Genomic DNA, 9,635 nt, shown 5'->3' with positions numbered 1-9,635 from the left:
ATACGAGACACAATTACTCTTTATCGCCCAAACTGGTTAAATTTTAACAGTGACATCTACCCTGCCAGATAGGGATAAAGTGGAGATTTGGTTATTAATCATATCTATGTTATTGACTATGTAAAAATCACCACAAGTTATCCGCCCAAGAGCATACAAGCCCATTTGAATATCACCAGTTTCTGACTTAGCAGGCTATCAAGTACCGGATTGCTTCTATCGAGTGAACGTTGTATTCCTGTAGCATTGATGATGAAATCAAAGAAGTACTCCTTTTCTATCTGTCTCTACACAATATTGACCATTGTCTAATCGTTGAGCAAAGTCACTGGCAAGGTAAGATGTATCAGTGCCCGGAATGGAAACCTGATGAGGAAGCTAGTTCCACCCTTGTAGGAGTGGAACTATGGTCGATAATTAAAATGGACAGCTCATATAACCCTGAAGGATTATCTTTTTGGGAGACATTTTGCAGACAGCAGCCTAATTGCCTCTAAAAATCAGTGCGCATGTAGTGCAACTAAACTTTGTGACACAACGAGTAAGACAAGAGTACGAAGAGATATTAATGATGTTAGTGGTCTTTATCATATATACCAATGTCTTTTTTTAAATGGTCAGAAAGGTGTCTCACATCGAGAGATGCATTTTTATTTTTTCCACTTTTAAAATTATACCTTTTAAATTTAATCCGCAGATAGCGTAAATAGTCTCTAAACTTCGATTTTTTTTGAATTGTTTTCACTGACTTTTCATTTTTCATAGCAACGCACTCTTTTTTATAAGAAAAACCATAATTTTAACGACCAAAATTAATTGAAATTAAGTATCTTTAAACCCAGAAGCTTCGTCTTCATGAGAAAGTTGATTTGATACTAATTATGTTTACTTTAGGGACTGCTGCTCCTTTTCTCTTCAGTGAAAATAGTTTTATTTGTCTTTCCATGAAGAATTCCCTTATTGTTTTGTTACTTATTGCCAGAGTAAGTAGATAGTTACTTATTATTTTATAAGTTAACACAAAGGCTAAGAGCTAATTATTTACATTTAATTTATATTCGTTAAGGGTTTATAATGAAAATCAGGATTAGATACTGTTCACGAAATGCCTCCAGTATATAAAAGGATATTTGATTGGTTTGATGCGATGGTGCGTTCTAGAATTTTTTCATTTCTAGCCTGTATTTTTGGGGTGAAAGTACCCCTGTATAAGAGTAACTTGGCGTTAATGTAAAAACAGTGTGGTCAAATCTACACCCCAACCCCTTCCAATAGGGGCGTTTTTCATCGATAATTTAGCCTCTTAGTGAAAACAAAGACTAATTGGAAAGTGTTCCAAAAATGCCCCTGTATTTTCAATTTTTGACCACACCCTACGCCAGTATTGCCATTCAGTCGAAGGTGAACGTGATCGTGCTGAGTCGTCTTTTGGGGCATGCTGAAGCGGAAACGACGCTAAAGTATGCGCATTTGGGACGTGAGGACGTGTGTCAGGCGGCCTCTCATGTGTCGGGTGTACTCGTTAAGGGGATGCGCTCATGAAGTCACTGTTATTCACTTCTAAAGTGATTCAATCTCTTCATTCAAAAACTCGAACGTATACGGTGTGGGATACCAAAATTCCCGCGTTAGGGGTTAGAGTCTATGCCGATGATCGCCGTTTCTATGTGACTTATCTACCCATTCCCAATAAGACGTTAGCGGCCGTGGGACAATTCACCCTAAAACAAGCCAGACAACACGTGCAAGCTTTACAGTCTTCTTTTTTAGAAAAAGAGACGAAACCGATACGGTTAATTCGCTTTGATGCTTTGGTGAAAGAAGAATGGACGGATAAGGTCTGCAAGGGATGGAAACTGAGTACACAAGGGACAGCGTCGAGCGCCTTAAGAAGGCATTTGTTGCCCGAGTTTGGACGTTTTCCTGTCAGCCGTATTGATTCGTTTCATGTGCATCGTTGGTTTGATGAACTCAGCCAGAATTACGCAGGGGCTGCCAACCGTAATCTTGATGTGCTTCGTTCTATCTTCAAATATGCGGTGAAGCAAGGTTATTGCATGGAAAACCCTTGTGAGGGTCTCAAGCAAAGTCGCAAAAAAAAGCTCAATCGTTTTTTGAGTTTGGATGAGTTAGCGCGATTGGATAAGGCATTAACTGTGGTCAGCCAGCAAGGTAATCTGGAAGCGTGCTGTTGTCAGGTGCTAAAACTGGTGCTGTTAACGGGGTGTCGAATTTCAGAGGTAACAGGCCTACAATGGTCTTTTGTTAAAGGCAGGGAGTGGCACTTGCCGGACAGCAAAACGGGTGCGAAGGTGGTGTATGTGGGCAAGGAAGCGCAGAAACTCCTTTCAGACATACCAAAGCAAGCATGGACACAGCGTAGCGAATCACACGATGATGTGTTTATGCCTTTGCGTCGTTTTGTGAGTCGGTCGACTAAGGTTAGTATGGTCTGGCAACAGGTGCGAGCCTTAGCCCATATCGAGGATGTTCGCATTCACGATTTGCGTCATACCTTTGCCAGTTATGCGGTGTTAGAGGGGTTCCCTATTCCGATGGTGTCGAAACTGTTGGGTCACACGCGTATTTCATCCACGCTTCGTTATGCTCACGTGGATGATGTGCAAGTATCGCAATCTGCTGAGGCGATAGGGGAAGTTATTAGTGGAATATTATCAGGCCAGCTTGTGAATAACCCTAAAACTCGAAAAGTGAGAGCCTCCAAACCTAAGCCGACGAAATCTCCCCCTAAACGCAGAGGAAGACCTATCAAAGTAATACCGGAACTGACCGAGAAGGAGGTTGAACGGTTTAGATATGAAGTGGATTTTTGGGAATGGTGATTAAAATATCTGTCGGAATAACATAAGTACATCAAATTTTAAGATTAGGTTTTTTGGTGAAGTTTGTGTTTTGGGGAGTCACACTTGGAGTTCTGTGAATAAGTGTACGCGAGAACTAACGCTTTTCTCTAAATATTAATTATTAATTATTAATTATTAATTATTAATTTTAGGCCATTCGATAAAGACTGATAGGTTCGACGCTCTTTGTTTAACATCATAGGGTAGGCAGCTAATCAATGGACAAGAGTAAAGGATTGACGAGAGAGCAAATAAGGTCTTTTCGCCGAGATGGTTATTTAGGACCATTACCGAGGTTCGCAAATGTCGAATTAATTCAAGATGTTTTAACGGAAGTTAGGGAGATAGCTCAAAGCCCAGAGCCGCATCCCCTGTATGGTCGTTATTCTGTCAGGGATTGGCATTTAGTATCGACGAAAATTAAAGAGTTGCTCACAGATTCAGCTTTGATCCCAAAGCTACAGTCTCTGATTGGAGACGATTTAGCTCTTTGGCGCTCAAAAATTTTTCACAAGAAATCTGGAGAAAACGGTACAGGTTGGCACCAAGAGTGGGGAGATTTCGATGGTGAAGAAATTGGCAATAATAAGCCTAGTTTAAGGCCTAAACATGAAAGGCGGGATCGTTGGTGGAATTTAACTGTTTGGGTCGCCCTTACTGATGTTGAGCTTGATTGCGCTCCGTTGCGTTTCATTCGTGGTTCACATAAAAAACAATATCCTAAAACCATGGTTCCAATGACAGAATCTGAGTTTTGGCATGATCCATTTATTGACTGTAAAACAATCGAAGATGTTGTCGAAAGGGCGAACAATTACACACTAGTATTGGACGTTGATACCAGTGGGCTTTTTGAAAATTATCAAATTAGTGGGAAATCATTCGAGGATGTTAAAGCCTATGTTCGAGCTGAACTTGCAAAATTACCTGCAAAAAAAACATTGGGTGTAGACGAGAGCCAAGAAGATATAGTGACGATCCCTATGAAAAAAGGGGAATTTGTTATTTTCACGGAAAGAACCATGCATGGTTCTCTTCCTAATACATCTTATAATGACCGGTTTGGCATTAATTTTAGAGTAACGGCAACGGATACGGAAATTTATCCATTTCGACACTTGGGCGACTTTATTGATGGCTCAAACATAGATATCACAAGACATTCGAGCTTACTGCTCTGTGGTAAGGATCTGTCTAACACACGTAACAGTTATACGTGAGAAGGGAGGTTAGAAAGTGATTATCAGCAAACAAATGCATGACATGAATATTCTGAATGATGCTTCTGCCTTACTTGGGTGTTCGACTTCTAAAGAGCTCTATCAAAAATTAAGAGCTTTAATAGAGCGACACGAGACTGTGAGAGTGAAGACAGGAATAAACCTTGTGGCAGCAGAAGGCCCTATGAGTTTACAAGCTCGGGGACTACTAAGTTGTGACTTGGGGTCTAGAGCCTCAGGCGGTTCTATTGGGCGAAATAACCGCTTTTTTACGGGGCTTGATCAAGCTGATGAAATAGAAGCACTTTGCATAGTATTACTTAAGGAATTATTTGAATGCAATCATGCAGACCCTAGGCTTTTAGGAGGGCTTCATGCTAATACGGTTGTCTATGCAGTTCTCAAAAACCATTTCAACGTATCAGATATGTCCACCCTCAATACATTTTATGGTGGTAACTCAAGTAACCATAGTTTAGGCCCCCCGGGGATCTTGAACTATTCCATTTCAGATCTTCCTGTGGATCCGAATACCCTCGAAATTGACTTAAACGCCTTTGAATACATGGCTAAGTTTAGACACCCGAAATTAGTGAGTTTAGGGGCAGGTCTCAACCTTTTTCCCTTTCCTGTAAAAGAGATAAAAGACATTATTTCTCGTTGGGGAGGGATGTTACTTTTTGATGGCTCACATCAAGCAGGGTTGATTGCTGGTGGAGTTTATCCAAACCCTCTGTCTTTGGGAGCTGATATCTACACTGCATCGACAGGAAAGACGTTTAGTGGTCCTCAGGGAGGAGTAATTTGTTGGAATTCGGAAAAGTTTTCTTCTCCGATTAGCACGACTATATTCCCAAAGCTAACTGGTTCACATCAACTTAATCGAATTGCTGCCCTGACGGTCTCATGCTTAGAATTAAAGGAATATGGCCTTGAATATATGGCTCAAGGGATACTTAATGCTAGGCAACTTGCTAGTAATTTACAGGCGCACGGGTTGGAGGTGCTCTGTTCTGATGAAGGCTTTACTGAAACTCATCAAGTTGTTGTGAAATGGACTCGAGAAGAAGGTGCGCGTTTAGCATGCTACCGTCTAGCTGATGTTGGGGTTTTTGCTAATGCAGTCCCACTTCCTGAAGATAGAGAGTTGTTATCTGGGATACGTTTTGGTGCAACAGAAATTACTCGATTAGGGGTTACACAAAGTCAAATAGTTGTTTTAGCTGAGGTAATCGCAGGCGTTCTACAAGGTAATTACAATTTGAAGGAGGCGCGTAATGTAGTAAGTGAGTTAGCCTCAACATTTTCTGGCTTTAAATATAGCTTGGAGGGTGGACAATGATTTCAATTACAGAACTGTTTACTTACTTATTTGTTACGTTGCTATATGCGTTTATGCCCGGTCCTGCAATGCTTTACAGTATTGCTCAAGCTGTGTCAGGAGGGAAGAAAGTAGGAATTATGGCAGCTTTTGGCCTTCATATAGGAGGTTATTTTCATGTAATTTTAGCTGTATTAGGTTTGTCTTCTGTGCTTTTAGCTAATCCTTCTCTCTATTCTGCCATTCAAAAGCTAGGAGCTCTCTATCTTGTTTGGTTGGGTTTCCAACGTATCTATCTATCAAAAAAATTACGTATTACTTCTTGTGAAAGCAATCTTACCTCTCCTAAAAGAACGTTTATTGATAGTGTCATTGTAGATATTCTGAACCCTAAAGCCGCAATTTTCTATCTTGCTTTTCTCCCACAGTTTGTGAATGAAGCAGGAAGTGTTGCTGTTTGGCTCCAACTGCTTATTTTGGGAGTTGTTACGAATTTATTGTTTAGTAGTGCTGATCTGTTAAGTGTTTTGATGGCGAGTCATCTACAGAAAAAGTTTCAAGCAAGAAGTAACTGGGTTGATTTTTTCTCAAGGTGGTCTGGTAGTATTTTTATACTGTTAGGTGTTATGGCCTTGGTAAACTCCTCGTACAATTAGGGGAAGGGACACACTTCTCGGATTTTTAATTCAAGTTGATTTACGATGTAATGACTTAGGTTAGACGGTAGTGTTACTCGTTACTTAATTCGGAGTTAGCTGCCACTCATGTTGTGAGGAGGAGTGATAAATGGAATATCCACTTATAGGAGCATGTCAGTGCGGGCAAGTGACCTATGACTTGTATGAAAAACCACTAATGGTCTTTGCTTGTCACTGTACAGAGTGCCAAAAACTGTCTACCAGCCCATTTAGCATTACAGCAGTTGTCGATGCCGAGAAAATAGAGTTTTCTGGTCAACTGAAAACTTGGGAACGTTTAGCTGATAGTGGCAATCGTAATTGCGCGATGTTCTGTCCAAATTGTGGAAACAGAATTTACCATTTCAATCCAGATGCACCGCAAACGGTTAAATTAAAGTTAAAACCAACTGATATGTCGGCAGCTGATATTTTCGAACCTCAAGCACATGTTTGGGTTAGTGAAAAACTAGATTGGTACCAAATACCAACTAATGTAAAGGTTTTCCCTGAGCAGCCGGGGTAGCGGTGAGCAAGTGTTTAAGATATTAAAATACTTGTTCTAATCTATTGAGGTTTAGGGAGTTTCATTGCATTAACTTACTTTTGGCCAGAACTTTCATAGGTTGAATCTTTATCTGTGGCACTTTCTAACTCGAAAGTGCCCCATTATTGGCTAGACCTTTTACTCATTCACACCCTGTTCATGGGTTTTTACCATATTAAAACTTATCCACTCTTCTCATACTGTTAATCCCCGTGATGTTTCACGGGGGTAGATTCCACCTTTCTTTCAGCGTTAGCTACCTTAAGTTCTTTTTCAATCAGTTTGTAGGTGTTTGAGGGGTATAAAAAAGCCTCGCGCTTGGCGAGGCTTTGGTTATCTAAATGTTCTGGATGCATCTCGATAAAAGTTTTCATGACTGCCCAACGCCATTAAGGTCAGGACTAACGTCCCGTATTCATCGTAGTTGTACCCAAGCAAGGTGAGCTGCTTGTTCATCTTAAACTTGTGCACCCTAAGAAAAGACAAATCGCCTTTCTTCATCACGCCAATAAAAGGGTTTTCTATAACCTCTTTCACTGTTTTATCTAGATCTTGTTTTTGGTTTTTGTGTAGCTTTTTTACTGTCTTGGCAAATGTCGTAGTTTGCTCAATCTTTGTTACTTTCGCTAAATTCATAAGAGGTCGTATTCCCGTGCTCTAATTCGGCTTTAGCGATGATTGCCTGCAGTACGAACTCGTAGGTTAAGTCAGGGTTATCCTCCATGATCTTGCCTATTTTCGCCCAATGCTCAATTTGCTTGGGGGTCGTTCGATTTAAAGCTGTTCCAATGGTTGCAGCTCTATCTACTAGGCTCTCATCAAGTCTAACGCTTGTAGTAGCCATATGTATTACCTTGGTCATTTGTTTGTTGATGTCAATTGTAGCGCATTGCATCATATGTGGCAACTTGCAACAAAAGCCCTGCTAGTGGGCTTTTTCACTTCTCATAAGTGACAATGAACTTAACCTCTAAGGTCGTGCTCTTCTGATGGCTCCTCCATACCGGAGATAATGCATCATTTACTAAATTAGAAAAAGCTTCTGTCCAAAGGTGTGCCATGAAACTCGAAAATGCCCCATTAGAAGTTACGACCGATTGATTACTCATTTCAGAAACCTGTGATTTGGCTTACTTTTCCTTATGCAAACCACATCTACTGTATTGATATAAGTGTAACGGACCTAGGTATATTAATGTAACGCCAGTCTCTATAGCGGCAACTTGGTCGGCTCAAGGGTGGTATGGGACTCGTTGCACTTGGCGTTAATCTCTTATATTTTAGTAACTTAACATTTATGATCAAGGAGTAGACAATGAAGTTGAAAATAAGGGAAGCTTTACCAATATGTGCCATCATGTTGCTAACGGCATGTGGTGGTGACTCTGATAGTGCCGATGATGTAAATGCAGCAACACCAATCAATTCACCTACAGATGCTTTAAGTCAGTTAGTTTCGTCAGGAACGTACCCAGACTTAGACACTAGTGATTCGCTTACAGGTTCAGTCACCAATAACGAAGCCATTCGAGACGATATATTGGCATATATTGAAGCGGCTAACTTATCAGCAAGTCAAAAGACACAAGTTAAGAGTATTGCCAGAACTATCCAAGAAGCTGTCCTTGTTGATCATTCTGATATCGATGCAGTCCTCCAAGTTGATGAAGAGTCTACTGTAGCTATCGGTTGCTTGAGTTTAGCTTTTGATAACCCTGCCGATGCACATCAAATTCTAAAAGCGATAGAACATTACACAGCAAACACTCGTGAGCGCGCAGCGGCATATTCAGCGTTCAATGAAGCTCTTGATGGCACTGTGACGCGCCTACCATCTAATATCGATTGCGTGGAATGATGTATGAAAAAAATTATTATAACCGCTTTAGCTGCGTCAATCTCTTTCAATGTAAGTTCTGCAACAGTTTGTGAAGTACCAGGGTATGTCGTTGGCTTTTTTAATGGAGTGTGGAATACAAAAAATGAAGCGAAATTAGCGACATTTGAATTCCAAAAGCAAATTGGAAATGAGTACAATTCAGAGCCTGTAGCATACGAGACTTTTTATAACGTAACTGGTTCATCGGTTAGTGCATCAGCGTTTCAAGATATAGCAGAAGTATTTATTCAGCGAGCGGAAGAAATAGACCCCGATCTCGGCGGTAGATTTGATATCTTTTGGTCAGCAATTACTGGTGGTGGAGCTGATGGTTTCTTAGATAAAGTCTACAATATTGTCAGCGCCCCTAGTGACTTGGTGTTGGGGCTACTTACTGAGCTTTACGACTGGGCATCATCCCAAACAGTTGCACTTGTTAGTCATTTGTTTTCTTCACCGCCAACAGCAAGCGATTACGCTCGTCATAACACGAGGATTCAGACGTTAGGCACACAGGGCGCAAAAATGCTGTTTATCGCCCACTCCCAAGGTAATCTTTTTGCTAATAATGCCTACAACGCAGCATTGGAATTGGATAACCTAGATGAATCTAATCTTGGGGTAGTCCACATTGCACCAGCTTCACCACAACTGAATGGACCTTATACACTAGCCGATCTCGATTTGGTGATAAATGGTTTAAGAGCTGTAGGGACAGTGCCCGATACAAATGTCTCGATACCAGTCAGCCATTTAGAGGTTGATCCATCTGGTCACACTCTCATACAAACCTATTTAAATACTTCTTTACAACCAGCTGGAATGATAAGAAACGATCTCCAATCGGAGCTGGCGTCATTACAAACTCCTGAAGCAATCGCTTCTACAGGGTCGCTCACAGCAACACTCAGTTGGAATGGTCTAGGTGATGTTGATTTGCATACGTTTGAACCCAATGGGATGCAGGTGTACTACCAAAATAGGGTAGGTAACGTTGGTGAGTTAGATGTTGATAACACCAGCGGCTATGGGCCAGAGCATTACTTCGCCACTTGTGACAGAGACAGCCTCGAACTGGCTTTGTTGCGTAATTAAATTTAAAGATAGAACTACCCCGTTTCGCGTAT

At 41.0% G+C, this 9,635-nt stretch carries 10 protein-coding genes; 7 read left to right on the top strand and 3 right to left on the bottom strand.

What is annotated here, in order from left to right; translation table 11 throughout:
- Positions 1-574: 574 nt before the first annotated feature.
- Positions 575-763 (bottom strand): hypothetical protein, encoded by a 189-nt coding sequence (locus tag ACED59_RS23570; RefSeq protein ID WP_017101218.1) that lies wholly within the window; start codon positions 761-763, stop codon positions 575-577.
- Between the two features lie 775 nt (positions 764-1,538).
- Between ACED59_RS23570 and ACED59_RS23565 the strand changes: the two genes are divergently transcribed.
- The 5 genes from ACED59_RS23565 (at position 1,539) to ACED59_RS23545 (ending at position 6,608) form a co-directional block, all read left to right on the top strand.
- Positions 1,539-2,843, top strand: coding sequence for a site-specific integrase (locus ACED59_RS23565; protein ID WP_102533728.1), 1,305 nt, complete (start codon positions 1,539-1,541; stop codon positions 2,841-2,843).
- Between the two features lie 239 nt (positions 2,844-3,082).
- Positions 3,083-4,084 (top strand): phytanoyl-CoA dioxygenase family protein, encoded by a 1,002-nt coding sequence (locus ACED59_RS23560; RefSeq protein ID WP_017102636.1) that lies wholly within the window; start codon positions 3,083-3,085, stop codon positions 4,082-4,084.
- A 16-nt stretch (positions 4,085-4,100) separates the two neighbouring features.
- Complete coding sequence (locus ACED59_RS23555; RefSeq protein ID WP_017102637.1) at positions 4,101-5,426, top strand: hypothetical protein; 1,326 nt, start codon at positions 4,101-4,103, stop codon at positions 5,424-5,426.
- Complete coding sequence (locus tag ACED59_RS23550; protein ID WP_017102638.1) at positions 5,423-6,061, top strand: LysE family translocator; 639 nt, start codon at positions 5,423-5,425, stop codon at positions 6,059-6,061. The genes ACED59_RS23555 and ACED59_RS23550 overlap by 4 nt, the downstream gene beginning before the upstream one ends.
- A gap of 130 nt (positions 6,062-6,191) precedes the next feature.
- Positions 6,192-6,608: a GFA family protein gene (locus ACED59_RS23545; RefSeq protein ID WP_017102639.1), complete on the top strand. Its 417-nt coding sequence runs from the start codon at positions 6,192-6,194 to the stop codon at positions 6,606-6,608.
- 354 nt (positions 6,609-6,962) lie between these two features.
- Here the strand turns inward: ACED59_RS23545 and ACED59_RS23540 are convergent, their stop codons facing one another.
- Positions 6,963-7,265: a type II toxin-antitoxin system RelE/ParE family toxin gene (locus ACED59_RS23540; protein WP_102560971.1), complete on the bottom strand. Its 303-nt coding sequence runs from the start codon at positions 7,263-7,265 to the stop codon at positions 6,963-6,965.
- Positions 7,237-7,473, bottom strand: a complete 237-nt coding sequence (locus ACED59_RS23535; RefSeq protein WP_017100443.1) for a hypothetical protein — start codon at positions 7,471-7,473, stop codon at positions 7,237-7,239. Before ACED59_RS23535 ends, ACED59_RS23540 begins: the two co-directional genes overlap by 29 nt.
- Positions 7,474-7,944: 471 nt before the next feature.
- Between ACED59_RS23535 and ACED59_RS23530 the strand changes: the two genes are divergently transcribed.
- The gene (locus ACED59_RS23530) at positions 7,945-8,487 is read left to right on the top strand and encodes a hypothetical protein (RefSeq protein ID WP_017100441.1); all 543 of its coding nucleotides are present in this window, start codon (positions 7,945-7,947) and stop codon (positions 8,485-8,487) included.
- Between the two features lie 3 nt (positions 8,488-8,490).
- Positions 8,491-9,603, top strand: coding sequence for a hypothetical protein (locus ACED59_RS23525; RefSeq protein ID WP_371705154.1), 1,113 nt, complete (start codon positions 8,491-8,493; stop codon positions 9,601-9,603).
- Positions 9,604-9,635 lie beyond the last annotated feature (32 nt).

It is taken from the genome of Vibrio sp. FF266, from assembly GCF_041439695.1.
GTDB lineage: Bacteria > Pseudomonadota > Gammaproteobacteria > Enterobacterales > Vibrionaceae > Vibrio > Vibrio tasmaniensis_A.
The sequence above is the reverse complement of the archived record's forward strand: the minus strand, read 5'-3'. Positions and strand labels throughout refer to the sequence as shown.